Here is a 26798-nt window from a genome sequence, read left to right as displayed (position 1 = left end):
CCGTTCGCGTCCGCCAGGCCTTGCCGGCTTCGCGGACGATCGAGGCGGGGCGTCCTTCAGCCCACCCAGCGGCGGGCGTTGCGCCAGATCTGCATCCAGGGGCTCAGCTCGCTGCGGTCGCCTGAGGTCCAGCTCATCTGGATGTTGCGGAACACGCGCTCGGGGTGCGGCATCACCGCAGTGAAGCGGCCGTCGGGCGTGGTCACTGAGGTCAGGCCGCCCGCGCTGCCGTTGGGGTTGAACGGGTACTGCTCGGTCGGCTTGCCGTGGTTGTCCACGAAGCGCATCGCGCCGATGGCCTTGGCCGCGTCGCCGCGGTGCTTGAAGTTGGCGTAGCCCTCGCCGTGCGCCACCGCGATCGGCAGGCGGCTGCCGGCCATGCCCGCGAAGAAGATGCTCGGCGATTCGAGCACCTCGACCATCGACAGGCGCGCCTCGAAGCGCTCGCTCTGGTTGGTGGTGAAGCGCGGCCAGGCTTCGGCGCCCGGAATGATGTCGGCCAGCTCGGCGAACATCTGGCAGCCGTTGCACACGCCCAGGCCGAAGGTGTCGGCGCGGCCGAAGAAGGTCTTGAACTGCTCGGCCAGCTTCGGGTTGAAGGTGATGCTGCGCGCCCAGCCGATGCCGGCGCCCAGCGTGTCGCCGTAGCTGAAGCCGCCGCAGGCGACCACGCCCTTGAAACTGGCGAGGTCCGCCCTGCCCGTCTGCAGGTCGGTCATGTGGACGTCGAAGGCCTCGAAGCCGGCTTCGGTGAAGGCATAGGCCATCTCGACGTGCGAGTTGACGCCCTGCTCGCGCAGGATCGCAACCTTGGGGCGCGACTGCAGGATGGCCGGTGCGGCCGGCTGGGGATTCGGCAGGAACACGTGCATGCCCGGATCGGCCGGATCGCCGGCTGCCGCGTGTTCGGCATCGGCGCAGGCCGGGTTGTCGCGCTCGCGGGCGATCTTCCAGCTGACCGAGTCCCACACCTGCTGCAGGTCGTGCAGGCTCGCGCTGAACACGGCCTTGGCGTCGCGCCAGACTTCGATCTTGCCCTTGCCCGCATCCATCTGCGAGCTGGCGGGACGCGTCTTGCCGACGAAGTGGCTGTGCGTGCTGAGTCCATGGGCGCGCAGCACCTGCATGACGTCGTTGCGCTCGGCGGTGCGCACCTGCAGCACCATGCCCAGCTCTTCGTTGAAGAGCGCCTTGAGCGTGAGTTCTTCGCGGCGCGCGCTGACCTGCTGCGCCCAGTTCTTGGCGTCGCCGGTTTCCATTCGGCTGTCGGAGATGCCGTCGCCCTCGGTGACGAGCATGTCGACGTTCAGCGCCACGCCGACGTGGCCGGCAAAGGCCATCTCGCAGGCGGTGGCGAACAGGCCGCCGTCGCTGCGGTCGTGCATTGCGAGGATCTTGCCGTCAGCGCGCAGGGCGTTCACGGCATTGACCAACGCCACGAGCTGCGCCGGGTCGTCGAGGTCGGGTACGGTGTCGCCGCTCTGGTTGAGCGTCTGCGCCAGGATGCTGCCGGCCATGCGGTGCTTGCCCTGGCCCAGGTCGATCAGCACCAGCGTGGTGTCGGGCTCTTCGGCGTCTAGCTGCGGCGTGAGCGTGCCGCGCACGTCGGGCAGCGTGGCGAAGGCGCTGACGATCAGGCTCACGGGCGAGGTGACCTTCTTCGCTTCGGCACCGTCTTTCCACTGGGTGCGCATCGACAGCGAATCCTTGCCGACCGGGATCGACACGCCCAGCGCCGGGCAAAGCTCCAAGCCCACGGCCTTGACGGTTTCGTACAGCGCGGCGTCTTCGCCGGGCTCGCCGCAGGCCGCCATCCAGTTGGCCGACAGCTTGACGCGCGAAAGTTCGATGGGCGCGGCCAGCAGGTTGGTGATGGCCTCGGCCACCGCCATGCGGCCCGAGGCCGGCGCGTCGAGCGCGGCCAGCGGCGTGCGCTCGCCCATGCTCATGGCTTCGCCGGCGAAGCCCTTGAAGTCGGCCAGCGTCACGGCGCAATCGGCCACGGGCACCTGCCAGGGGCCGACCATCTGGTCGCGGTGGCTCAGTCCGCCCACGGTGCGGTCGCCGATGGTGACGAGGAAGCGCTTGGAGGCCACGGTGGGGTTCGCGAGCACGTCGATGGCGGCCTTCTGCAGGTCGACGCCGGTGAGGTCGAGCGGCTTGAAGCTGCGCGCCACGGTCTTCACGTCGCGGTGCATCTTCGGCGGCTTGCCGAGCAGCACGTCCATCGGCATGTCGACGGGCTGCACTTCGGCGCCCTCGTCGGCCACCAGCAGCTGGCGCTCTTCGGTGGCTACGCCGACCACCGAGAACGGGCAGCGCTCGCGTTCGCAAAAGGCCTTGAACTGCTCGAGCGATTCGGGCGCGATGGCCAGCACGTAGCGCTCCTGGCTCTCGTTGCACCAGATTTCCTTCGGCGCCATGCCCGACTCTTCGAGCGGCACCGAGCGCAGGTCGAAACGCGCGCCGCGGCCGGCGTCGTTGGTCAGCTCGGGGAATGCGTTGCTCAGGCCGCCAGCGCCCACGTCGTGGATCGCGAGGATCGGGTTGGCGTCGCCCTGCTGCCAGCAGTGGTTGATGACCTCCTGCGCGCGGCGCTCGATCTCGGGGTTGCCGCGCTGGACGGAGTCGAAGTCGAGCTCGGCGGCGTTGGCGCCGGTGGCCATGGAGCTGGCTGCGCTGCCGCCCATGCCGATGCGCATGCCGGGGCCGCCGAGCTGGATCAGCAGGGAGCCGGTGGGAAAGCGGATCTTCTTGGTCTGCGCCGCGTCGATGCTGCCGAGGCCGCCCGCGATCATGATGGGCTTGTGGTAGCCGCGCTGCACGGTGTCGACATCGCTCGCCACCGTCTGCTCGTACTCGCGGAAGTAGCCCAGCAGGTTGGGACGGCCGAATTCGTTGTTGAATGCGGCGCCGCCCAGCGGGCCCTCGGTCATGATCTGCAGCGGGCTGGCGATGTGCTCGGGCTTGCCGTAGCTGCCCTCTTCCGGCCACAGCTTCGAGACAGTGAAGCCGGTCAGGCCGGCCTTGGGCTTCGAGCCGCGGCCCGTGGCGCCTTCGTCGCGGATCTCGCCGCCCGCGCCCGTCGAGGCGCCGGGGAAAGGCGAGATGGCGGTCGGGTGGTTGTGCGTCTCGACCTTCATCAGCACGTGGCTCAGGGCGCTATCTTTTTGATAGCTCTGCGAGCCGTTGGCCGGAATGAAGCGCTCGATGGTCGTGCCCTCCATCACCGAGGCGTTGTCGGCATACGCGATGACCGTGTGCTGCGGGTTCTGCTTCTCGGTGTTGCGGATCATCGAGAACAGGCTCTGCGGCTGGGCCTCGCCGTCGATGGTGAAGTCGGCGTTGAAGATCTTGTGGCGGCAGTGCTCGCTGTTGGCCTGCGCGAACATCATGAGTTCGACGTCGCTGGGGTTGCGGCCCAAGCGGGTGAAGGCGTCGACCAGGTAGTCGATCTCGTCCTCGGCCAGCGCCAGGCCGAAGCCGGTGTTGGCGGCCACCAGCGCGGCGCGGCCGCCGCCCTGCACGTCGACCTGCGCCATCGGCTGGGCCGGCAACTCGCTGAACAGGCTGGCCGCCTGCTCGACGGTGGCCAGCACCGATTCGGTCATGCGGTCGTGCAGCGGGCCGGCCGCGGCGGCCAGGGCATCGCCCTCGAGCACCGGAGCCTTGCCGATCAGCGGCGCCTTGAGCTTCAGGTGGTACTGGGTAACGCGCTCGACGCGGCGCAGCGCCAGGCCGCAGTTGTGGGCGATGTCGGTGGCCTTGGAGGCCCAGGGCGACACGGTGCCCAGGCGCGGCGTGACCACCACGGTGGTGCCCGCCTTGGCCGGCGCCTCGAAGGGCTCGCCGTAGGTCAGGAGTGCGGCGAAGCGCTCATGGCCCGCCTGGTCGAGCGCCGAGTCGGTCACCACCAGGTGCACGAAACGGGCCGAAATGCCCTCGATGCGCGGCTCGATGGCCTGCAGTTTCGGCAGCAGCTGCCGTGCGCGGAAGTCGCTGAGCGCGCTGCCGCCCTCGAACATGGTTACGACAGGAAGGGCTTGATGTGCGGGCTGCGTCACGGTCGATGGGGCCTCGGGGGCCGCGTTGGGAATCAAGAAATTGAGGCTGATGACCGCTGACTGGGATCATCCGCGTTAGCCCGTGATTTTAGGCCATCGCCGGGACGCCCCGAGGCGGTCGTACCCCTTGAGGGGCAGCGGGGCACGAAGTGTTCCGCGTTGGGGGCAGGTTCATCCTGCCGATGGGATAATTCCGGGATGAGCATTAACTACAAAGACGCTGCAGGCATCGAAGCCATGCGGGTCGCCTGCCGCCTGGCCTCCGAGGTGCTGGACTACCTCACGCCCCTGATCAAGCCCGGCATCACGACCAACGACGTCGACCGGCTCGCAGCCGAGTACATGGTCAAGCAGGGCACCACCTCCGCCACGGTGGGCTACATGGGCGCGAGCAGCGTCCCGTTCCCGAAGTCGCTGTGCACCTCGGTGAACCACGTGGTGTGCCACGGCATCCCGAACGACAAGCCCCTGAAGAAGGGCGACATCATGAACGTCGACGTCACCGTCATCAAGGACGGCTGGTTCGGCGACAACAGCCGCATGTACGTGATCGGCGACGCATCCATCGCCGCCAAGCGCCTGTGCAACATCACCTTCGAGGCCATGTGGCACGGCATCCTGCAGGTGCGACCCGGTGCCCACCTGGGCGACGTGGGCCACGCGATCCAGAAGTTCGCCGAGGGCCAGGGCTTCTCGGTGGTGCGCGAGTTCTGCGGCCACGGCGTGGGCCAGCGCTTCCACGAAGAGCCCCAGGTGCTGCACTACGGCCGACCGGGCACCATGGAAGAACTCAAGCCCGGCATGATCTTCACCATCGAGCCGATGATCAACGCCGGCAAGCGCGACGTGAAGGAAGACTTCAAGGGCGGCCAGTACGACGGCTGGACCATCGTCACGCGCGACCACTCGCTGTCGGCCCAGTGGGAGCACACGGTGCTCGTCACCGAGACCGGCTACGAGGTGCTGACCCTGTCGGCAGGCAGCCCTCCGCTGCCTTCCTTCGTCACCGCCACCAAGACCTGACGCGGCAACGCGTTCCCCGCCCGTGATCGAAGCAGCCAACATCGACGTGGCGACGCTGCGCGAAGCCTATCGCGCGAAGAAGCTCGCCCTGTTCGACACCCTGCGCTTCGCGCGCGCTCCCACCCGCAGCGTGCACACGGTGCTGCGCCAGCTCTCGGCGCTGGCCGACGAAACGCTGTGCACCCTGTGGCGCGAAGCCGGCTTCGGCGACTCGCTCACGCTGGCAGCCGTGGGCGGCTTCGGGCGCGGCGAGCTGTTCCCGTATTCCGACGTCGACGTGCTGCTGCTGCTGCCGCCCGAGGGCGAGACAGGCGGCATCGAGCCGGCCCGCATCGAAGCCTTCATCGGCCACTGCTGGGACGCCGGCCTCGAGATCGGATCCAGCGTGCGCACGGTGGACGAATGCCTGGCCGAGGCCGAGAAGGACGTCACCGTCCAGACCTCGCTGCTCGAGGCGCGCCTGATCGCCGGCGACAAGAAGCTCTTCACAGCCTTCCGCCGCCGCTTCTCGCGGGCCATCGATCCGCAGGCCTTTTTCGTGGCCAAGTCGCAGGAAATGCGGCACCGCCACCAGAAGTTCGACAACACGCCCTACGCGCTCGAGCCCAACTGCAAGGAATCGCCGGGCGGCCTGCGCGACCTGCAGACCATCCTCTGGATGACCAAGGCCGCCGGCTACGGCAGCCGCTGGGACGATCTCGCCAAGAACGGCCTGGCCACCTCCTTCGAGGCGCAGCAGATCAAGCGCAACGAGGCGCTGCTCTCGCTCATTCGCGCCCGGCTGCACGTGATCGCCAACCGGCGCGAGGACCGCCTGGTGTTCGACCTGCAGACCGCCGTGGCGGCCAGCTTCGGCTACGAGAGCGAGTCGCAGCGCAAGTCGAGCGAAGCCCTGATGCGGCGCTACTACTGGGCCGCCAAGGCGGTGTCGCAGCTCAACCAGATCCTGCTGCTCAACATTTCCGAGCGCCTGCAGCCCAGCGACGAGCAGCACACGCCCATCAACGAGCGCTTCTACGAGCGCGCCGGCCTGATCGAGATCGCCAGCGACGACCTCTACGAGCGCGAGCCGCACGCGGTGCTCGAGACCTTCCTGCTGTACCAGAAGACCATCGGCGTGAAGGGCCTGTCGGCACGCACGCTGCGCGCGCTCTACAACGCTCGCCACGTGATGGACAGCAAGTTCCGCAACGACCCGGTCAACCACCAGACCTTCATGCGGATCGTCCAGCAGCCCTACGGCATCACGCATGCCTTCCGGCTGATGAACCAGACCTCGGTGCTGGGGCGCTACCTGCGCGTGTTCCGCAGCATCGTGGGGCAGATGCAGCACGACCTGTTCCACGTCTACACGGTGGACCAGCACATCCTGATGGTGCTGCGCAACGTGCGGCGCTTCTTCATCGCCGAGCATGCGCACGAGTACCCGTTCTGCTCGCAGCTGGCGGCCGGCTGGGACAAGCCCTGGATCCTGTACGTGGCGGCCCTCTTCCACGACATCGCCAAGGGCCGCGGCGGCGACCACTCCACGCTGGGCGCGCGCGACGTGCAGCGCTTCTGCAAGCAGCACGGCATCGCCCGCGAAGACGCCAAGCTGATCGAGTTCCTCGTGGCCGAGCACCTGGTGATGAGCCAGGTCGCCCAGAAGCAGGACCTGAGCGATCCCGAAGTCATCGGCGCCTTCGCCAAGCGCGTGGGCAACGAGCGCTACCTGACCGCGCTCTACCTGCTGACCGTGGCCGACATCCGCGGCACCTCGCCGCGCGTGTGGAACGCCTGGAAAGGCAAGCTGCTCGAGGACCTGTACCGCTACACCCTGCGCGCGCTGGGCGGCCGCATGCCCGACCCGGACGCCGAGGTCGAGTCGCGCAAGCGCGAAGCGCTGGTGCAGCTCGCCCTGCACGCCCAGCGCTTCGAGGCGCACAAGGCCCTGTGGGACACGCTCGACGTGGGCTACTTCATGCGCCACGACGCCTCCGAGATCGCCTGGCACGCCAAGCAGCTCGCGCGCTTCGTGCCGCCGCCCAACGTGCCCGTCGACCCGAAGGCGCCGCCCATCGTGCGCGCGCACCTGTCGCCGGTGGGCGAAGGCCTTCAGGTGGTGGTCTATACGCCCGACCAGCCCGACCTGTTCGCGCGCATCTGCGGCTACTTCGACCAGGCCTCCTTTAGCATCCTGGACGCCAAGGTGCACACCACGAGCAACGGCTATGCGCTCGACACCTTCCAGGTCGTCACTACCTTCCTGCCGGACCACTACCGCGACCTGATCAGCATGGTCGAGTCGGGCCTGGCGCAGACGCTCACCGAGGCCGGCGCCCTGCCCCCGCCCAGCATGGGCCGGGTGTCGCGCCGGGTGCGCAGCTTCCCGATCAAGCCGCGCATCAGCCTGCTGCCCGACGACAAGGCGCAGCGCTGGCTGCTCAACATCTCGGCCAGCGACCGCGCCGGCCTGCTGTATTCGGTGGCCCGGGTGCTGGCACGCCATCACCTGAACCTGCAGCTCGCCAAGGTCACGACGCTGGGCGAGCGGGTGGAAGACACCTTCCTGATCAGCGGCCCCGAGCTCCAGGGCCAGAAGACCCAGCTGGCCATCGAAACGGAATTGATGGAAGCACTGGCATCCTGAAACCCCGGGAGCCCTCAGAATGTCGGCCATGGAATTCCTGATCGAACAGCTATCCGAATCGGTCTCCTCTGCCAAGACGCTGGAAGACCTCGCCCGCCCGATGCTCGAAATGCTCGAGGCGGCAACCGGCCTCGAATCGGCCTACCTCACGATCATCGAGCCCGAAAAGGCCCGCCAGCACGTCCTCTTCGCCCACAACACGGGCGAGCTCGCCATTCCCGAAGGGGCCTATGTGCCCTGGGCCGACACGCTGTGCCGCCACGCGCTGGAAGAAAACCGCATCTACGCCGACGATGCCGGCGGCTGCTGGGGCGACGCCGACGCCGCCCGCGAGCTGGGCATCCAGTCCTGCGCGAGCGCGCCGGTCAGGCTCGACGACGGCGGCCTCCATGGCGCGCTGTGCGTCGCCAGCGCACGGCAGGTTCCGCTGCCGGCCATCGCCGAGCCGGTACTGCGCCTGTTCGCCAGGCTGATCGGCCAGCAGGTCGAGCGGGAGCAGATGATCGCCAAGCTCGACAAGGCCGGCATCGAACTCTCGACCAATGCCGCGACCGACGTCCTCACCGGCCTGCCGAACCGCCGCGCCCTCGTCGACGCGCTGCAGCGCATGCTCGCCCAGGGCGCGCGCAGCGCCCAGAGCGTGCTGGTCGGCTTCATCGACATGGACGACTTCAAGAAGATCAACGACGCGCACGGCCACGGAGTCGGCGACGAATTCCTGGCGGCCATGGCGAAGCAGCTGGCGGCTTGCGTACGCGCGAGCGACATGCTGGCGCGCTTCGGCTCCGACGAGTTCGTCGTGATCGGCCTGGGCCCCGGCCTGGGCGAATCGCCGCGCACCGGCGCCATGGCTTTGGCCGACCGGCTGGCGGAAAACACCAAAGGCGAGCTGCGCCTCAGGAACATGACGATCGACTACAAGGGCGCCAGCGTCGGCGTGGTGGCCGTCGATCCTCGCACCACCTCGGCCGAGGAGGCCCTGCGGCAGGCGGATACCGCCATGTACGCGGTCAAGCACAACCGCCGAAACATGATCCACGACGCCGGCGCGCTCCTGTCAGGCTGAACCTGGCCGGCGCCTTCAGCCGGCGGGCAGCGCAGCCGCGTCGCGCCCCCACAGCGGCGCCTGCTCGTACTGCGCCACCCACTGCGCGACGTCCTTGGCCGCCATCGGCCTCGCGATGCCGAAGCCCTGCGCCAGCGTGCAGCCCAGGGCGAGCAGCGCCTCGCCCTGCTTCGTGGTTTCGACGCCCTCGGCCACCGCCGTGAGCCCCAGCGCATGGAGCAGCGCGATGATGCCCTGCACGATGGCCCGGTCCTGGCTGTTGTCGAGCATGCCGCGCACGAAGGACTGGTCGATCTTCACGGTCGACACCGGCAGCTGACGCAGGTAGGTGAGCGACGAATACCCGGTGCCGAAGTCGTCGATGGTGACGCCCACGCCCAGCATCTTGCAGGCCTCCACGAAGAGCGCGACGTTCGCGAACTGGCTGATCGCCGTGGTCTCGAGGATCTCGAGCTCCAGCATCCCCTCGCCCTGCTTCGGAAACTGCGCCAGGTGCCTGGCGAGCCGCTCGACGAAGTCCCAGCGCATCATGTGGCGCGGCGCCACGTTCACGCTCACCGAGATGTGCAGGCCCGCAAGGCGCCACTGGTGCGCCTGCCACAGCGCTGTGGCGATGGCCCAGTCGCCGACCTGCTCCACCAGCTGGTCGTCCTCGATCAGCGGCACGAACTGCGCGGGCGGCAGCAGGCCGCGCTCGGGATGCTGCCAGCGGATGAGCGCCTCGACGCCCACCACCACGCCGCGCCGCATGTCGACCTTGGGCTGGTAGACCAGGAAGAACTCGCCCTGCAGCAGGCCTTCCTGGATGCGCTGGCGCTCGCGGACCACCTGCTCGTCGGCGCGAGCCCTGGGAGCGTCGAAATAGTGCACCTTGCCGTCGGCTGCGCGCTTGGCGAAGAAGGCCGCGTGCTGCGCCTGGCGCAGTGCGGTCTCGGGGGGCGGGCCGTTGCTGTCGAGCAGCATGGCGCCGATGCTGGCGTCGATGCTGGCCGTCTGGTCGCGCCAGATCCAGGGGTCGGCCAGCGAGGTCTGGATGCGTTCGAGCACCTGGGCGCACTGCGAGGCGCCAAGGCCGGCGAACAGGGCCGCGAACTCGTCGCCGCCCACTCGGGCCATCACGCTCTCCCGCGGCAGCTCGGCCTTGATGCGCTGGGCAACCTCCTCGAGGGCGGCATTGCCCGCGACCATGCCCAGGCGCTCGTTCAACTCGGCAAAGTGGTCGACGTCGATGTAGCAGATGGCAGCCAGGCGCTTGCCCGCGCGTGCCCAGTCGGCCATCAACGGGCGCAGCACCTCGTCCGGCGGGAGACGGGCCGATCCGTCGTAGTACGACGGCAACGAGACTGGAGGTTGCTGGTTCGACAAAAGACTGGGGCTCCGGAAGTCGCGGACTATTGTTCTCCCAATTCGAACTGTTCCGCGTGTTGTTGCGAAAATTTGTTACAGCCGATGTGTGAACATCACAACACTCTCGGCAAGAAGGGCAACACCGGGCGGCATCGGGCGGTCCTAGCCGCAATACGCACCGACCACGCGGCCGGTGGGCTCGACCTGCACATTCAGCCGCATCATGTCCTGCGCCGGGTCGGCAGTCTCGGTGGCCAGCACGGTGCGGGCCATCCGGGCACCGGCGCGCTGGCGCATTTCCTCGAGCAATTGCTGGCTGATGCGCAAGCCCAGGGCGAAGCGCACGGATGCCGCCTGGCAGGCCTCGGGAGGCGTGACGAAGCTCGGGGGCTCGGGGACTTCCGGTGACAGGGGCCGGTCGGCCGGGGGCGTCTGGCAGCCGGCCAGCACCAGGCTCAAGCACAGGCTCGAAGCCACTGCCGACAGGCCAGGCCGGTATCGACCGTTCGTGATGCGCATCTTTCTTGCTCCTTCTTCAAGCTGATCCAAGCTGGGCGGAAGCTTATTCAACTCCGGGGACGGTCCTGTGGCACAGATTAAGCCAGCGAGGCTCGAAGCATCAACTAATTCACGCGGGCTCCGATTGGCGTCGCATCCGGGGCGTATGCTGGACGCGGCGTGCAGTCCAGGCCCGTGGGCCCCGAAACCATGACACAACCTCCTGCCACCGTTTTCCTGATCGACGTCGACAACACGCTGCTCGACAACGACCGCGTCATCGCCGACCTTCGCGCCCGCCTCGAGGAGTCCTTCGGCGCGGAAAGCGCCAGTCGCTACTGGGTCGCCTTCGAGCAACTGCGCGACCAGCTCGGCTACGTCGACTACCTCGGCGCCCTGCAGCGCTTCCGCGCCGGGGAAAGCCGCCTGGGCATGAGCGACCCGCGGCTGCTGCAGATGTCGAACTTTCTTCTCGACTATCCGTTCGCCGACAGGCTCTACCCTGGCGCGCTCGAAGCGCTGAAGCACCTGCGCCGGCAGGGGCCCACGGTGATCCTTTCGGACGGCGACGCGGTCTTCCAGCCGCGCAAGGTGCAGCGCTCGGGCCTCGGGGACGCCACCGAAGGCCGCGTGCTGATCTACGTGCACAAGGAGCAGATGCTCGACGTCGTCGAGCAGCTCCACCCGGCCCGGCACTACGTGATGGTCGACGACAAGCTGCGCATCCTGTCGGCCATGAAGGCCATCTGGGGACCGCGTCTTACAACGGTCTTCGTGCGGCAAGGGCACTATGCGCTCGACGCGCAGGCCATTGCGGCCTACGCCCCCGCCGACATCACCGTCGAGCGCATCGCAGATCTCATCAACTTCGACTTCCCATCGACATGAGCCAGGCAACCAATCCTCTCGCGGGCCAGCCCGCCCCCATCGAACTGCTGGTCGACGTGCCGCGCCTCGTCTCGGCCTACTACACCGGGCGGCCCGACCCGTCGGTGCCATCGCAGCGCGTGGCCTTCGGCACCTCGGGGCATCGCGGCTCCTCCTTCGACGACGCCTTCAACGAATGGCACGTGCTGGCGATCAGCCAGGCCATCTGCGACTACCGCAGGCAGAAAGGCATCGACGGGCCGCTCTTCCTGGGCATCGACACGCACGCGCTGTCGACGCCGGCCTTCGGCAGCGCGGTCGAGGTGCTCGCCGCCAACGGCGTCGAGCTGATGATCTCGAAGGACGACGAGTACACGCCGACGCCGGCCGTGTCGCACGCCATCCTGGTCTACAACCGCGGCCGCACGACGGGCCTTGCCGACGGCATCGTCATCACGCCCTCGCACAACCCGCCCGAGAGCGGCGGCTTCAAGTACAACCCGCCCAACGGCGGACCTGCGGGCACCGACATCACCTCGGCCGTCGAGGCCGCGGCCAACAAGATGCTGGCGAACGGCCTCGAAGGCGTGAAGCGCATGCCGCTCGCACAGGCGCTGCGCGCATCGACCACGCACCGGCACGACTACCTGAACACCTATGTAGAAGACCTGGCCCAGGTCCTCGACATGGACGCGATCCGCGACGTGAACCTCGACCTCGGCGTCGATCCGCTGGGCGGCGCCGGCGTGCGCTACTGGCCCGCGATCGCCGAGCGCTACAAGCTCAAGCGCCTGAACGTGCTGAGCCGCGAGGTCGACCCGACCTTCCGCTTCATGTCGCTCGACTGGGACGGCCGCATCCGCATGGACCCGTCGTCGCCCGACGCCATGCACAAGCTGATCGAACTGAAGAACCGCTTCGGCATCGCCTTCGCCTGCGACACCGACCACGACCGCCACGGCATCGTCTCCGGCAGCACCGGGCTGATGCAGCCCAACAGCTACCTCGCGGTGATGATCGACTACCTCTACACGCACCGCCCGCAGTGGCCCGCCCAGGCGGCCATCGGCAAGACGGTGGTCAGCAGCCAGATGATCGACCGCGTCGCCAACCGGCTCGGGCGCAGGCTGCACGAGGTGCCGGTGGGCTTCAAGTGGTTCGTCGACGGGCTGGTCGATGCCTCGCTGGCCTTCGGCGGCGAGGAAAGCGCGGGCGCGACCTTCCTGCGCAAGGACGGCTCGGTCTGGACCACCGACAAGGACGGCATGGTGCCCGCCCTGCTCTCGGCCGAGATCGCCGCGCGCACCGGACGAGACCCGGGCGAGCGCTACGCCGAGCTGACGCAGGCGCTGGGCAAGCCGGTGTCCGACCGGGTGGACGCGCCGGCCACGGTCGAGCAGAAGAAGCGGCTGTCGAGCCTCTCGCCGCAGCAGATCCGCTCGACCGAGCTGGCGGGCGACAGGATCGTCGAGGTGCTGAGCCATGCGCCGGGCAACGGCGCGGCAATCGGCGGCGTGAAGGTGGTGACCGCGAACGGCTGGTTCGCCGCGCGGCCCTCGGGCACGGAGAACATCTACAAGATCTACGGCGAGAGCTTCAAGGGCAAGGACCACCTCGCGCACATCCTCGAGGAGGCGCAGCACGTGGTCGACGGGGCGCTTTCGGGGAACTGAGGCCGAATGCGGACGCTGGTGCTGCGGCTGAATCCGGGCGACGACCTGCGCGCGTCGCTCGATGCGGCGCTGAGGCAAGGCGGCGCGGAGGCGGCCTTCGTGGTTTCCGGCATCGGCAGCCTGCGCGGGGCGAGCATCCGGTTCGCGGGCGCCGAGACACCGGCACGCATCGAGGGCGAGCTGGAAATCCTCACGCTCGCGGGCAGCCTGTCTCCGGACGGCTCGCACCTGCACATCAGCGTGTCGGACGCCGAGGGCCGGGTCTTCGGCGGGCATGCGGCGCCGGGATGCATCGTGCGCACCACAGCCGAGATCCTCGTCGCAGAGCTTCCCGGCTGGCGCTTCGCGCGCGAGCACGACCCGCTCACCGGCTATGCCGAACTGAGCCCGCGCCGGAAGTCCTGACGCCCGGCTCAGCCTTCCAGCGACTCCACGCGCAGCGTCGCGACCGCGCCCGCCACTTCGGCGCGCGCCTGCAGCGCGTGCACGGCGAGGTCGAGCGCGCCCTGCTCCACCGGCCCCGTCAGCACCAGCACCTGCGGGCCCGCGCCGGGCCGTTCGGCCGCCAGCGCGACCTGGCGCACAGGGACTTTTCGCTCCGCAAGACAGGCCGCAACTGCCTGGATCTGCCCCACCGCATGCACCGGCACGCGCAAGTAGTGCGATGTGTGGACGGCGGCGCGCGGCACCACGGCAAGCGCATTCGTCGCATGGGCATGGACGCCGAGATGCGGTACGTGCCGCGCGGCATGCACGCCATCGAGCCGCGCCACATCGACCAGGTCGGCGATCACGGCGGAGGCCGTCTGCTCCGAGCCGGCGCCCGCGCCGTAGTACATCGTGAGTCCGGCCGCGTCGCTCTTGACCATGACGGCGTTCATCGAGCCGTTAACCTGGGCCATCAGGTGCGTGGCGGGCACTAGCACGGGCTGCACGCGCAGCTCGACCCCCGCCGCCTGCCGGCGCGCCACGCCAAGCAGCTTGATGCGGTAGCCCAGCTGCTCGGCGCAGGCCACGTCCACGCCCTGCAGCGCGGTGATGCCTTCCACCTGCGCATCGGCGAAACGCAGCGGCATGCCGAAGGCGTTGGCCGCGAGCAATGTCAGCTTGTGGGCGGCATCGATGCCCTCGATGTCGAAGGTCGGGTCGGCCTCGGCATAGCCCAGCGCCTGCGCCTGCGCGAGTGCGGCGGCGAAGTCCAGGCCCTCGTCGCGCATCTTGCTCAGGATGAAGTTGGTAGTGCCGTTGATGATGCCGGCCACCCATTCGATGCGGTTGGCCGCGAGGCCTTCGCGCAGCGCCTTGATGATGGGGATGCTCACGGCCACCGCGCCCTCGTAGGCCACGATCACGCCCTTTTCGCGCGCGGCCGCGAAGATCTCGGCGCCGTGCACCGCCAGCAGGGCCTTGTTGGCCGTAACCACGTGCTTGCCGTGCGCGATGGCGGCCAGCACCCATTCGCGTGCAGGGCCGGTGCCGCCGGCCACCTCGACCACCACGTCGACGTCGGGATGGGTGGCGACCTGCATCGCGTCGGCCGTGAGCGCGACGCCCTCTCCCAGGATGCCGGCGGCCCGCTGCAGGTTGCGCGCGGCGACGATCACGAGCTCGATCGACCGGCCGGCCCGCGCCGCGATGTCGGCCCGGTTGCGCGCCAGCACACGGAAGGTGCCCGAGCCCACGGTGCCGATGCCGATCATCCCCACGCGCAAGGTACGAATGGCCGCCGGGCGGTGGTGCAAGGGCTCTAGGGATTCAACGGGATCGCGGTACATGGACATCTCCTGACGAAAAAACAAAACCCAGCTGCCAGAGCTGGGTTCATTCGTTCGGGGAGAGAGCGATACACCAGGTGGCTGCCGGAACGGCCACCTGCGCGTGCTCAGGTGGCCGCGGTGGTAATGGTGGTAATCATTCGAGCAACAACCATCGCCTGCGCGGAGGCAGGCGGCATCATGCGAGCCATCAGGGCTGCGTTGGATGCGGGGTGGAGGTTGTGGCGCGACATGAAGGCCCGGAGTGTACAGGAGCCGGGCGGCGACCGGCTCAGGGTGCCGCCGAAAGCCGTTTTTCGAGCCACACGCTGTAGCGCGAGAGCCCGAAGCACAGCACCCAGTACACCGCGGCCACGAAGAGATAGCCCTCGAGGTAGAACGGCCGCCACGTCGGGTCGCCGCCCAGAGCCAGTCCCAGCGCGCCGGTCAGCTCGAACAGGCCGACCACGGTGACGAGCGAGGTGTCCTTCAGCGTGCCCACCACGTTGTTCGTGAGCGCGGGCACGACGAGGCGCAGCGCCTGCGGCAGCACGATGTCGCGCTGCACCGGCCAGCGCCCGAAGCCCAGCGCCATGGCCACTTCGGTCTGGCCGCGCGGCACGGCCTGCAGGCCACCGCGGATGATTTCCGCAAGGTAGGCCGCCACGAACAGCGCCAGGCCCGCGAGCACCCGCACCAGCACGTCGGGCTGCCAGCCGGCAGGCCACAGCAGCGGCAGCAGGAACGAGGCCATGAACAGCACCGAGATCAGCGGCACGCCGCGCACCAGCTCGATGTAGCTCGCGCTCAGCGTGCGCACCACGGGCCAGTCCGACCGGCGCCCCAGCGCCAGCAGCAGGGCCAGCGGAAAGGCCAGGGCCAGCCCCACCACAGCGAGCCCGATGGTCAACGGCAGGCCGCCCCAGCGCCCCGTGGGCACATGGCTCAGGCCCAGGACGCCTCCACGCATCAGCAGCACGAAAAGCAGCAGAGCGACGATCCACAGCGGCACCAGCCACCAGCGCCAGCTGCGCGGCCAGGCGCTGAGCATCGTGACGGCGGACAGCACCACGACCGCGACGGCCGGACGCCACTGTTCCTCGTACGGGAAGCGTCCGAAGAGCATCGGCCGCCATTTCTCCGCCACCACGCCCCAGCACGCGCCATGCTGGACGGCCCTGCAGGCCTCGGCATCGGGTCGGAACACCGCGTGCACGATGCCCCACTCGACGACGTGGAACCCGATCCACACGAACAGCACCAGCAACAGCACCGTGGCCAGCGAACGCAGCGGGGAGCCCCAAAGTTCGCGGCGCCATTCAACAGGCTGCCCTCGCACCGCGCCCCTCATCGCCAGCCCCGCAATGCGACGCGCGCGTTGTAGCGGTTCATGCCGAAGGAGATCACCAGCGACAGCAGCAGGTAGACCGCCATGATGATCGCGATGCACTCGAAGGCGCGTCCGTTCGTCCCGATGGTGGTGTTGGCCACCGACACCAGCTCCGGATAGCCCACGGCCACCGCCAGCGACGAATTCTTGGTAAGGCTCAGCAGCTGGTTGGTGAGCGACGGCACGATCACCCGCAGCGCCTGCGGCAGCACGACGATGCGCAACTGCTGCACCGGCGACAGGCCCAGTGCCTGCCCCGCCAGCACCTGTCCCTGCGGCACCGACAGGATGCCCGCGCGCACGATCTCCGCCACGAAGGCGGCCGAGTAGAGGCTCAGGCCCGCCACGATGGTCACGTACTCCGGGCTCAGCGAAGCGCCGCCGCTCACACCGAAGTCACCGCGCTCGGGAAGCTCGAAGTGCAGGCCGCCCTCGCCCATCATGGGCCACGGCACGCTGAGCCCGCCCTTGCTGAGCCACACGCCCGGAAGCAGCCGCACCGGCTCGGTCGGGTCGGGCAGCAGGTTGGCCATCGCGAAGGCCAGCATCAGCAGTTGCACCAGCAGCGGCACGTTGCGCACCAGCTCGACGTACGCGGTGCAGATGCCGCGCAGCAGCACGTGCGGCGCGAGCCGGCCGATGCCGATCAGCGTGCCCAGCACCACCGAGAAGATGGCAGCCGGCACCGCCGCGCGCACCGTGTTGATCAGCCCCGCGAGAAAGGCTCGCCAGAACGGCTGGCTGGCGTCGAAATCGAGCCAGCCTTCGCTGATCGAGAAGCCGGCGGGCTCGGTGAGAAAGTCGAAACCCGAGCGGACGCCGCGCGCGCGCAGCACCTCGAGCGCGTGGTGCACCACCCAGACCGCGCCGGCCAATACAGCCAGCACCAGCAGGGCCTGGACGGCCCATGCCAGCCAGACCCCGCGGCGCGAGGTCCTGCCGTTCATCGAACCGGGGGTGCGTAGATCAGGCCGCCCTTGCTCCAGAGGTTGTTGGAGCCGCGCGGCAGCTTGAGCACCGACTTCGGTCCGACGTTGCGCTCGAAGATCTCGCCGTAGTTGCCCACGGCCTTGATCGCGCGGAACGACCAGTCCTTGTCGAGGCCCAGCAGCTTGCCGAGGTCTTCACCGGTACCGAGCAGACGCTGCTGCGCCGGGTCCTTGCTGCCGGCCTTGAGCTCGTCGGCGTTGGCCTGCGTGACACCGAACTCCTCGGCCTCGATGAGCGCGTTGGGCACCCACTTGGCAATGGCGAACCACTCGTCGTCGCCGCGGCGCACCAGGGGCGCCAGCGGCTCCTTGGAGATCAGCTCGGGCAGGATGATGTAGTCGTCGGGATTCGAGGCTTCCTTGTTGCGCAGGCCGGCCAGCGCCGAGGCGTCGGTCGTGAAGGCCTGGCAGCGACCCGAGAAGAAGGCCTTGAACGAGGCCTCGAAGCTCTCGAACACCACCGTCTTCACGGGGATGCCCTGGGCGCGGAAGTAGTCCGACACGTTCTTCTCGTTGGTGGTGCCCGACTGCGTGCAGATGGTGGCGTTCTTGAGCTGCTTGGCGCTCGTCACCTTGAGCTTCTTGGGCACCAGGAAGCCCTGGCCGTCGTAGTAGGTGATGGTGGTGAAGTTGAAGCCCAGCGAAGCGTCGCGCGTGAGCGTCCAGGTGGTGTTGCGCGCCAGGATGTCGATCTCGCCGGCCTGCAGGGCCGAGAAGCGTTGCTGCGAGTTGAGCGGCACGAAGTCGACCTTCTTGCCGTCGCCGAGCACGGCCGCCGCAATGGCGCGACAGGTATCGACGTCGAGGCCGGACCAGTTGCCCTGCGTGTCCGGCGCCGAAAAGCCGGCCACGCCGTTGGTCACGCCGCACTTGACGGTGCCGCGCTGCTTGACCGCGTCGAGCGTCTTGCCGGCGAAGGCCGGGGCGGCAAAGGCCAGGGCGGCGAGGCAGGCGCCCGCGAGCAACGCCGGCCGGAAGGTTTTGTTCATCATTGGTGTTCTCCTCAACAACGGTAAGCAAAAGGCAGTGTACGGGCCGACGCCGGACTCTGCCAAAGAACTCCGGGTTGGATGCATATGCGCCGCGATATGCGCGTACGGGCTGGATCGATGCGCCCCGGGTTCACTACCATACGGCCCTCAATAACCACTCAATGGGAATCCACACAATGGTCAAATCCGACGACACCGGCAAGTTCATCCTGCGCGTTTCGCTTGGCGTGCTGATCCTGCTGCATGGCATCGCCAAGCTGCAAGGCGGCGTCGGCTTCATCTCGGGCATGCTGGCCCAGCATGGGCTGCCGGGAGCGCTGGCCTACCTGGTCTACATCGGGGAAGTGGTGGCGCCCGTGCTGCTGATCATCGGGCTGTACACGCGCCCTGCCGCGTGGATCGTGGCCATCAACATGCTGGTGGCCATCGCCCTGGTCCACACGAAGGAACTGGGCGCTCTCGGCAAGCAAGGCGGCTGGGCGCTGGAACTGCAGGGCATGTTCCTGTTCGCGGCGCTGGGCCTCGCCTTCATGGGCGGCGGCCGCTTCTCGCTCAGCAGCAAGTACAACTGACCGGGCTCAGTCGTCGTCGGCCGCATCGAGGCCCGGGAACAGGACCTCGGTGTAGCCGAAGCGCGAGAAATCGCGCACTCTCATCGGGTAGAGCTTGCCCAGGAGATGGTCGACCTCATGCTGCACCACGCGTGCATGGAAGCCGGTGGCGACCCGGTCGATCGGGTCGCCATACGGATCGAAGCCGGTATAGCGGATGTTGGCGAAGCGCGGCACCACGCCACGCAGGCCCGGCACCGACAGGCAGCCTTCCCACCCCTCCTCTTCCTCGTCGTTCAGCGGCGTGATGACGGGGTTCAGCAGCACGGTGCGCGGCACCGGCGGCGCGTCTGGATAGCGGGGGTTCACGACATCGGTGCCGAAGATCACCAGTTGCTGGTCGACGCCGATCTGCGGCGCGGCAAGGCCGGCGCCGTTGACCGCATGCATGGTCTCGAACATGTCGCGCACCAGCAGGTGCAGTTCGTCGGTGTCGAAGGCGGCGACCGGCTGCGCGATTCGCAGCAGCCGTGGGTCGCCCATTTTCAGGATTTCGCGGATGGCCATGGCGGGATTATCGCGACGGCCTCAAGGCTCCACTCCCGAAGGGAATCAGGGAGGGGTCTGCGTCTTGGAGTCGGGCGAAGTCCACAGTCGGGCATTGCCCCGCGGCGGTGCCGGGATGGAGCCAGGGCCACCACCCGCGATGGGCGGACGGGACGGCACCACCACCGGCGGAGCTACCGGCCGGCCACCGCCACCCCAGACCGGCGGGCGGGTCGGATAAGCCGGACGGTCGTAGTAGGGCCTGTCGTAGTAGCGCGGACGCCGCTCGTAGTAACCGCCACCGTTGATGTAGACCGGCGCGGGCACGACCACCGGTGCCGGCTCGCTGTAGTAAGGCCCCGACGAATAGCCCCCGCCATAGTAGGGATCGGCAGGTACGCCCACGCAGCCGCTCAGCAGCACGACGCCGCCTACTGCCGCACAGGCACCGAGAACACGAATTTTTGTCATGAGGGACTCTCCTTGTGGCCTTCAATTAGCTTTCAACGCTAGGTTGTAGACCCTGTTGACTGCGCTCCGATGAAGCCGCGTAACGGCCGGTAAAGAGGCCCGGCCGCCACCTTTGCCGCCCGCGCCCCGTTCAGGCCGCCGGAACGCCGTTGGCGAGGATCTCCAGCATACGCGCCTCGTCGATGATCTCGACGCCGTTTTCCCGCGCCTTGTCGAGCTTGCTCCCGGCCTCTTCGCCGGCCACGAGGTAATGGGTCTTCTTGCTGACCGAGCCGGATACCTTCGCGCCGGCCGCCTCCAATTTATCCTTCGCTTCATCGCGGCTCAGCGTAGGAAGGGTACCGGTGATGACGAAGGTCAGGCCCGCCAGCGGCTTCGGTGCCCTGGCCGCCGGCTCGCCCTCTTCCCAGGTCAGGCCGCAGGCGCGCAGTTGCTCGACCACCTCGCGGTTGTGCGGCTGGTCGAAGAAGGTGCGCAGGCTCTGCGCCACCACCGGGCCGACGTCGTTCACCTCGAGCAGCTGTTCCTCGGTCGCGTCCATGATCGAGTCCAGCTTGCCGAAGTGCTTGGCCAGGTCTTTCGCGGTGCTCTCGCCCACGTGACGGATACCCAGGCCGAACAGGAAGCGCGGCAGCGTGGTCTTCTTCGAGGCTTCCAGCGCGTCGACGAGGTTCTTCGCCGACTTCTCCGCCATGCGATCCAGCCCCGCCAGCGTGGTGAAGCCCAGCTTGTACAGATCGGGCAAGGTGCGGATCAGGTTCGAGTCGACGAGCTGCTCGACCAGCTTGTCCCCGAGGCCGTCGACATCCACGGCACGTCGCGCCGCGAAGTGCAGGATGGCCTCCTTGCGCTGCGCCGCGCAGAACAGGCCGCCGGTGCAGCGGTAGTCGACCTCGCCCTCCTCGCGCACGGCCTCCGAGCCGCACACGGGGCACTTGTGAGGCATCGTGAAGACCTCGCCACGCTGATCCTCGGGCTTGGCCAGGCTATCCGGCGCCACACCCACCACCTCTGGAATCACGTCCCCCGCGCGGCGCACGATCACCGTGTCGCCCACGCGAACGTCCTTGCGACGCGCCTCATCCTCGTTGTGCAGCGTGGCGTTGGTCACCGTCACGCCGCCGACGAACACCGGCGCCAGCTTGGCCACGGGCGTGAGCTTGCCGGTACGGCCGACCTGGATCTCGATGCCGACCACCTCGGTCAGCTGCTCCTGCGCCGGGTACTTGTGCGCCACGGCCCAGCGCGGCTCGCGCGAGACGAAGCCCAGCTGCCGCTGCAGCTCGATGCTGTCGACCTTGTAGACCACGCCGTCGATGTCGTAGGGCAAGGCATCGCGCTGACGGCCGATGTTCTCGTGAAATGCTATGAGTTCGATAGCGCCGGTCGCCCGGGCCGTCTGCGTGGCCACCGGAAATCCCCATTCGTGGAACTGCTGCAGCCAGTCGAACTGCGTGGGCCAGTCGGGCCCGCCCTCGACCATCGGCGTGACCTCGCCCAGCCCGTAGGCAAAGAAGCTCAGCGGCCGCGCCGCTGCAATCGCCGGATCTAGCTGGCGCACCGCGCCGGCCGCCGCGTTGCGCGGATTGACGAACACCTTCTCGTTCTTCTGCCCGTCCGCGATCTTCTGGCGCTGGCGCTCGTTGAGCGCGTCGAAATCGGCGCGCTTCATGTAGACCTCGCCGCGCACCTCGACCACGGGCGGCGCCTTGCCGTTGAGCCTCAACGGAATCTCGCGCACCGTGCGGATGTTCTGTGTGACTTCCTCGCCCACTTCGCCGTCGCCGCGCGTGGCAGCCTGCACGAGCACGCCGTTCTCGTAGCGCAGGTTCATGGCCAGGCCGTCGAACTTCAGCTCGCAGACGTAGCTGACCTGCGGTCCGTCCTCAGCCAGGCCGAGCTCCCGGCGCACGCGCGCATCGAAGGCGCTCGCACCGCCGGGCGTGATGTCGGTCTCGGTGCGGATCGACAGCATCGGCACCTTGTGGCGCACCTTGACGAAGCCGTCGAGCACCTTGCCGCCCACGCGCTGCGTGGGCGAGTCGGCAGTGCGCAGCTCGGGAAACTCGTTCTCGATGGCCTGCAGGCGCTGGAACAGCTTGTCGTACTCGGCGTCCGGCAGCTCGGGCGTGTCGAGCACGTAGTAGAGATGGGCGTGCCTGTGGAGCTGTTCGCTCAGTGCGGCGGCTTCGCGTGCGGCTTCGTCGCGCGTCGTCATGGGTGTCTCCCGAAGAAGAATCGGAGTTGTCAGCTGAAGAGCCGCCGAGCCAGCGGGGAGCCCGCGGCAAGGTCGCGCCCGTCGAGCGTGTCGTAGAGCTGTTCGAGGTCGGCGCCGATGGCGTCCATCGTCCCGTCGCGCAGCAGCTGGCCGTCGCTGTCGGTGACCACGCCGTCCATCTCGCGCGCCAGCGTGGCCGCGGCTTCGCGCATGCGGCGGAAGGGCTCCTCCGCGCGATCGACCTGCGGCACATCCAGGCTCAGGCTTAGTTCGCGGATGGCCGACTGGGCCGGATCGTCGGCCAGCGCGGCCTGCGTGTCGAAGGCCAGCCCGAGCACCGGCGGCAGGCCCGCTTCGCTGGTCGGCAGGACCATGCGCCCCGGGATGATGCCGGCCACGAAGCCGAGCCGCGCGGCGTTCTGCTGCACGTAGCCCGGGCTCCAGGCCGCATGCAGCGCGCGCAGCACGAAGCTCAGCTGCGCATCGTGCGCGCTGGCGAACTGGTCGAGCTCGCGGGCGCGTGCCACTTCGTCGAGCATCTCGGGGAATTCGGGAGCACCGTTGACCGCGTCGGCAAAGGCCTGGGCCTTGACCACGAACTCGGAGTACTCGATCTCGTTAAGCGCACCCGTGCGGTTGGCCAGCTGCACGCCGACCTGGAAGGCGCTGTAGCGCTGCCCCGGCACAGGAGACTCCCACTGGCCCGTGTGTTCGTTCAGGCCCTCGATGGCCACCGGCTTGCTGCCGGCACGGCGCGTCGACGGCATGGCGGCGATGGCGGCATCGCCCGAGGCCAGGCCGTCGAGCGAGATCGGTGCGATCACGTCGATCAGCGGATCGAGCCCGCCGCGGCGCTCGGCCGTGGGCACGGGCACGCCGCTGGGCGCCGGGAGGTCGGGGTCGAAGAGCGGCTCGTGCCGGTCGGAGCCCTGCACCTTGTTCGGATCGGCATGGAGCACCGGCTCCACGTCATCGCCGCCCGCTGCCAATGCGCGTTCGGCTTCGTCGAGCGCGACGTCGACCGCGTCGGGTTGCCGCGGTGCATTGCGGCGCGACATCATGGCCTCGTAGCCGACGACGGCCGCAAGAACGAGACCGCCGAAGATTGCCAGGGCGAGTGTGAGATTGCTCATGGATCGTTGCCGCCCGGCTTATGCGGCTTCGACCATCGAGACCGCCGACTCCATGTCGACCGCCACGATGCGCGACACGCCCTGCTCCTGCATCGTCACGCCGATCAGCTGTTCGGCCATTTCCATGGCGATCTTGTTGTGGCTGATGAAGAGGAACTGGGTTTCGCGGCTCATGGCGGAGACGAGTTTGGCATAGCGCTCGGTGTTGGCGTCGTCCAGCGGCGCGTCAACTTCGTCGAGCAAACAGAAAGGCGCCGGGTTCAGCTGGAAGATGGCGAACACGAGCGCGATGGCCGTGAGCGCCTTCTCGCCGCCCGACAGCAGGTGGATGGTCTGGTTCTTCTTGCCCGGGGGCTGCGCCATCACCTGCACGCCGGAGTCGAGGATCTCGTCGCCGGTCATCATGAGCTTGGCATTGCCGCCGCCGAACAGCTCCGGGAACATCCGGCTGAAGTGCTCGTTGACGATCTTGAAGGTGCCGCCGAGCAGGTCGCGCGTCTCGGCGTCGATCTTGCGGATGGCGTCTTCCAGCGTGCCGATGGCTTCGTTCAGGTCGGCCGACTGGGCGTCGAGGAAGGTCTTGCGCTCGCTCGCAATGGCGAGTTCGTCCAGCGCCGCCAGGTTCACCGCGCCCAGCGCGACCACCTCGCGGTTGAGGCGGTCGATTTCGCTCTGCAGCCCGGTGAGCTTCACCTTGTCGTTCTCGATCGACTGCTCGACGGCCTCGAGGTCGGCGCCGGCATCGTCCAGCAGCTGCTGGTATTGCTCGACACCCAGGCGCGCGGCCTGCTCCTTGAGCTGGAACTCGGTGATGCGCTGACGCAGCGGGTCGAGCTCGCGCTCGAGCTGCAGACGGCGCTCGTCGCTGGCGCGCAGCTTGAGCGTGAGGTCGTCGTACTGGCTGCGGGCCGAGCCCAGCGCGGCCTCGCGCTCGAGCTTGAGCGACAGCGCGTCCTGCAGGCCGGCCTGCGCGGCAGCGTCGGACAGGCGGCTCAGTTCGGCGCGCGCGCGCTCGTCTTCGTCGGTCAGCGCCACGGTCTGCTGGGCCGAGGTTTCGATGGAGCGGTTGAGTTCGGCGCGGCGCGCTTCGAGCGTACGCTGCGAGAAGGTGGCCTCCTGCGCCTGCCGTTCGAGGCTGCGGTGCTGCTCGCGGCTCGCGGCCAGCGCGCGGCCGGCCTCGATCACGCGCTCGTCGAGTTCGGCGTGGCGCTCCTGGCTGTCGGCCAGCTGCATGTCGAGTTCCTCGAAGCGGCCTTCGGCGGCGATGCGCCTCTCCTGCAGTTCCTCGAGTTGCGCGTCGACTTCGCCGAGGTCGGCGGCCAGCTGCTGGCTGCGGGCACGGGTCTGCTCGGCGAGCTGCGTCATGCGCAGGGTCTCGACCTGCAGTTCGTGCGCGCGCGACTGGGTTTCGGCGGCTTCGCGCCGTGCGGTCACGAGGCGCGAAGCCGCATCCGCATAGGCAGCTTCGGCACGAACCAGCGCGGTGCGCGCTTCTTCGGTGATGAGCGTCTGGGCGCGCAGTTGGCGCTCCAGGTTTTCCATTTCCTGCTGGCGGGCCAGCAGGCCGGCCTGCTCGGAATCGGGCGCGTAGAAGTTGACGCTGTGCGCGGACACGGCATGGCCGCTCTGCACGTAGATGACCTCGCCGGGCTGCAGCGAGCCGCGCTGGGCCAGCGCCTCCTCGAAGCTCGCGGCGGTGTAGCAGCCGTGCAGCCAGTCGTTCAGCAGAGCCTGCTGCCCCGCGTCGTTCAGCCGCAGCAGGCTCGACAGGCGCGGCAGCGCGGCCGAGCCTTCGGGCGCGCCGGCGGCCGGCGGGCTGTAGAAGGCCAGCTTGGCGGGCGGCGCATCGTTGCCGAAGGCGCGCACCATTTCCAGCCGGCTGACTTCGAGCGCGCCCAGGCGCTCGCGCAGCGCGGCCTCGAGGGCGTTTTCCCAGCCCTGCTCGATGTGGATGCGGCTCCACAGGCCCTGCAGGCCGTCGAGGCCGTGCTTGGCGAGCCAGGGAGCCAGCTTGCCGTCGGTCTTGACCTTTTCCTGCAGCGCGCGCAGCGCTTCGAGGCGGGCCGAGAACTCGGCGTGACGCGCACCCTCGGTGTTGACGGCCAGCTGCTTCGCGCGGCGGTCGTCGTCGAGTTGCGGCACGGCCTCCTGCAGCTCCTGCAAGCGTGCGTCGGATTCGCTCGCGGCCTCCTGCGCCATCGCGTGCTGCTCCTGCATTTCAAGCAGGCGGGCTTCGTCGGGCGCGGCCAGGGCGTTCTGGTCGGCGCGCAGGCGTTCGCTGCGCATGGTGAGCTGGCGGCTCTGTTCCTCGATGTTGCGCTGGTCGGCGGCCAGCACCTGGATCTGCTGCTGCACCTGCGACACGGTCGTGCGCTGGGCATTGGCCTCGTCCTGCGCACGCTGCACCGCCTCTTCGAGATCGGGCATGCGCGCGTCGTGCTCCTCGAGCTGGGCGGCCAGCATGATGGCCTGTTCCTCTGCGTCCACGCCCGCGCCGGCCAGTGTCTCGATCTCGGCTTCGGCCTCTTCGCGGCGGCGGCCCCACTGGCCCATCTGCTCACGCAGCTGGATGAGGCGCTGCTCGACACGCTGGCGGCCTTCGACCACGAAGCGGATCTCGCCCTCGAGCCGGCCGACTTCGGCGCTGGCCTCGTAGAGCTTGCCCTGTGCCTGGTTGACCTGGTCGCCCGCTCCGTAGTGCGCCTGGCGCACGGTTTCGAGCTCGGCCTCGATGTGGCGCAGGTCGGCCGTACGCGATTCGAGGTCGTTGATGGCGCGCTCCGAATCGGCCTTGATCTTCGCCTGGTCGGCGTTGCTCTCGCCGCGCTTCAGGAACCACAGCTGGTGCTGCTTCTTCGTGGCGTCGCCCTGCAGGGCGTTGTAGCGCGCGGCCACCTCGGCCTGCTTCTCGAGCTTCTCGAGGTTGGCGTTGAGTTCGCGAAGGATGTCCTCGACCCGCGTGAGGTTCTCGCGCGTGTCGCCCAGGCGGTTCTCGGTCTCGCGGCGGCGCTCCTTGTACTTGGAGACACCCGCGGCCTCCTCGAGGAAGAGGCGCAGCTCCTCGGGCTTGGATTCGATGATCCGGCTGATCGTGCCCTGGCCGATGATGGCGTAAGCGCGAGGGCCGAGGCCGGTGCCCAGGAACACGTCCTGCACGTCGCGGCGACGCACAGGCTGGTTGTTGATGTAGTAGCTGCTGGTGCCGTCGCGGGTGAGCACGCGGCGCACCGCGATTTCGCCGAACTGGTTCCATTGGCCGCCGGCCCGGTGGTCGGCGTTGTCGAACACCAGTTCAACGCTCGAACGGCTGGCCTGCTTGCGGGTGGTCGTGCCGTTGAAGATCACGTCCTGCATCGATTCGCCGCGAAGCTCCGAGGCGCGCGACTCGCCGAGCACCCAGCGCACGGCGTCCATGATGTTCGACTTGCCGCAACCGTTGGGCCCGACAACGCCCACCAGTTGGCCCGGCAGCATGAAGTTGGTGGGTTCGGCGAACGACTTGAAGCCCGATAGCTTGATGGAATTAAGACGCACGACTTGTCGGCCTGCCTTGGCTGTACCGCCAAGGTATTGATTTGTAAGGAAAA

The 26798-nt window shown here is 68.4% G+C and carries 19 protein-coding genes; 7 read left to right on the top strand and 12 right to left on the bottom strand.

Annotation, left to right across the window (positions count from 1 at the left end; genetic code table 11):
• Window positions 1–56 precede the first annotated feature (56 nt).
• Entirely contained in the window at window positions 57–4025 is a 3969-nt protein-coding gene (gene purL, locus BMY35_RS00305; protein WP_093195008.1) for a phosphoribosylformylglycinamidine synthase, read from the bottom strand.
• A gap of 237 nt (window positions 4026–4262) precedes the next feature.
• On the opposite strand from purL, the gene map reads away from it, so the two are divergent.
• From map to BMY35_RS00290, 3 genes are read left to right on the top strand one after another with little or no spacing between them, the layout of a single operon-like run.
• Window positions 4263–5087 carry a type I methionyl aminopeptidase gene (map, locus tag BMY35_RS00300; RefSeq protein WP_093195007.1) on the top strand — a complete coding sequence of 275 codons (825 nt, stop codon included), beginning with the start codon at window positions 4263–4265 and terminating at the stop codon, window positions 5085–5087.
• 22 nt (window positions 5088–5109) lie between these two features.
• Window positions 5110–7716: a [protein-PII] uridylyltransferase gene (locus tag BMY35_RS00295; RefSeq protein WP_093195006.1), complete on the top strand. Its 2607-nt coding sequence runs from the start codon at window positions 5110–5112 to the stop codon at window positions 7714–7716.
• Between the two features lie 28 nt (window positions 7717–7744).
• Window positions 7745–8782 carry a sensor domain-containing diguanylate cyclase gene (locus BMY35_RS00290; protein ID WP_093195570.1) on the top strand — a complete coding sequence of 346 codons (1038 nt, stop codon included), beginning with the start codon at window positions 7745–7747 and terminating at the stop codon, window positions 8780–8782.
• Window positions 8783–8797: 15 nt separating this feature from the next.
• Here the strand turns inward: BMY35_RS00290 and BMY35_RS00285 are convergent, their stop codons facing one another.
• Together BMY35_RS00285 and BMY35_RS00280 are read right to left on the bottom strand one after the other, a co-directional pair.
• Window positions 8798–10147 carry a putative bifunctional diguanylate cyclase/phosphodiesterase gene (locus BMY35_RS00285; protein ID WP_093195005.1) on the bottom strand — a complete coding sequence of 450 codons (1350 nt, stop codon included), beginning with the start codon at window positions 10145–10147 and terminating at the stop codon, window positions 8798–8800.
• A 144-nt stretch (window positions 10148–10291) separates the two neighbouring features.
• Window positions 10292–10648 carry a hypothetical protein gene (locus tag BMY35_RS00280; protein ID WP_093195004.1) on the bottom strand — a complete coding sequence of 119 codons (357 nt, stop codon included), beginning with the start codon at window positions 10646–10648 and terminating at the stop codon, window positions 10292–10294.
• 189 nt (window positions 10649–10837) lie between these two features.
• On the opposite strand from BMY35_RS00280, the gene BMY35_RS00275 reads away from it, so the two are divergent.
• Genes BMY35_RS00275 through BMY35_RS00265 form a run of 3 tightly spaced genes read left to right on the top strand, consistent with a single transcriptional unit; the run spans window position 10838 to window position 13572 of the window.
• Complete coding sequence (locus tag BMY35_RS00275; protein ID WP_093195003.1) at window positions 10838–11515, top strand: HAD family hydrolase; 678 nt, start codon at window positions 10838–10840, stop codon at window positions 11513–11515.
• Window positions 11512–13167 (top strand): phosphoglucomutase (alpha-D-glucose-1,6-bisphosphate-dependent), encoded by a 1656-nt coding sequence (gene pgm / locus BMY35_RS00270; protein WP_093195002.1) that lies wholly within the window; start codon window positions 11512–11514, stop codon window positions 13165–13167. The genes BMY35_RS00275 and pgm overlap by 4 nt, the downstream gene beginning before the upstream one ends.
• Before the next feature lie 6 nt (window positions 13168–13173).
• Window positions 13174–13572: a PPC domain-containing DNA-binding protein gene (locus BMY35_RS00265; RefSeq protein WP_093195001.1), complete on the top strand. Its 399-nt coding sequence runs from the start codon at window positions 13174–13176 to the stop codon at window positions 13570–13572.
• Between the two features lie 8 nt (window positions 13573–13580).
• Here BMY35_RS00265 and BMY35_RS00260 read toward each other — a convergent pair whose 3' ends face one another.
• From BMY35_RS00260 to BMY35_RS00245, 4 genes are all read right to left on the bottom strand, one after another.
• Window positions 13581–14942 carry a homoserine dehydrogenase gene (locus tag BMY35_RS00260; protein WP_093195000.1) on the bottom strand — a complete coding sequence of 454 codons (1362 nt, stop codon included), beginning with the start codon at window positions 14940–14942 and terminating at the stop codon, window positions 13581–13583.
• A 271-nt stretch (window positions 14943–15213) separates the two neighbouring features.
• On the bottom strand, window positions 15214–16272 hold the full coding sequence (locus BMY35_RS00255) for an amino acid ABC transporter permease (RefSeq protein ID WP_093194999.1): 1059 nt from the start codon (window positions 16270–16272) through the stop codon (window positions 15214–15216).
• Window positions 16269–17258: an amino acid ABC transporter permease gene (locus BMY35_RS00250; RefSeq protein ID WP_093194998.1), complete on the bottom strand. Its 990-nt coding sequence runs from the start codon at window positions 17256–17258 to the stop codon at window positions 16269–16271. The genes BMY35_RS00255 and BMY35_RS00250 overlap by 4 nt, the downstream gene beginning before the upstream one ends.
• Window positions 17255–18289 carry an amino acid ABC transporter substrate-binding protein gene (locus tag BMY35_RS00245; RefSeq protein WP_093195569.1) on the bottom strand — a complete coding sequence of 345 codons (1035 nt, stop codon included), beginning with the start codon at window positions 18287–18289 and terminating at the stop codon, window positions 17255–17257. The genes BMY35_RS00250 and BMY35_RS00245 overlap by 4 nt, the downstream gene beginning before the upstream one ends.
• A 179-nt stretch (window positions 18290–18468) precedes the next feature.
• Between BMY35_RS00245 and BMY35_RS00240 the strand changes: the two genes are divergently transcribed.
• Complete coding sequence (locus tag BMY35_RS00240; RefSeq protein ID WP_093194997.1) at window positions 18469–18864, top strand: DoxX family protein; 396 nt, start codon at window positions 18469–18471, stop codon at window positions 18862–18864.
• A gap of 6 nt (window positions 18865–18870) precedes the next feature.
• Here BMY35_RS00240 and def read toward each other — a convergent pair whose 3' ends face one another.
• The 5 genes from def to smc all read right to left on the bottom strand — a co-directional run bounded on the left by def (window position 18871) and on the right by smc (window position 26745).
• Complete coding sequence (gene def, locus BMY35_RS00235; RefSeq protein WP_093056931.1) at window positions 18871–19410, bottom strand: peptide deformylase; 540 nt, start codon at window positions 19408–19410, stop codon at window positions 18871–18873.
• Window positions 19411–19455: 45 nt separating this feature from the next.
• Window positions 19456–19860, bottom strand: coding sequence for a hypothetical protein (locus BMY35_RS00230; protein ID WP_093194996.1), 405 nt, complete (start codon window positions 19858–19860; stop codon window positions 19456–19458).
• 130 nt (window positions 19861–19990) lie between these two features.
• The gene (ligA, locus tag BMY35_RS00225; RefSeq protein ID WP_093194995.1) at window positions 19991–22078 is read right to left on the bottom strand and encodes an NAD-dependent DNA ligase LigA; all 2088 of its coding nucleotides are present in this window, start codon (window positions 22076–22078) and stop codon (window positions 19991–19993) included.
• A gap of 29 nt (window positions 22079–22107) precedes the next feature.
• Complete coding sequence (locus BMY35_RS00220; RefSeq protein WP_093194994.1) at window positions 22108–23211, bottom strand: cell division protein ZipA C-terminal FtsZ-binding domain-containing protein; 1104 nt, start codon at window positions 23209–23211, stop codon at window positions 22108–22110.
• 18 nt (window positions 23212–23229) lie between these two features.
• Window positions 23230–26745, bottom strand: coding sequence for a chromosome segregation protein SMC (gene smc, locus BMY35_RS00215; protein WP_093194993.1), 3516 nt, complete (start codon window positions 26743–26745; stop codon window positions 23230–23232).
• Window positions 26746–26798 lie beyond the last annotated feature (53 nt).

This window comes from Variovorax sp. YR750, from assembly GCF_900109805.1.
Lineage (GTDB): Bacteria > Pseudomonadota > Gammaproteobacteria > Burkholderiales > Burkholderiaceae_C > Variovorax > Variovorax gossypii.
The sequence above is the reverse complement of the archived record's forward strand: the minus strand, read 5'-3'. Positions and strand labels throughout refer to the sequence as shown.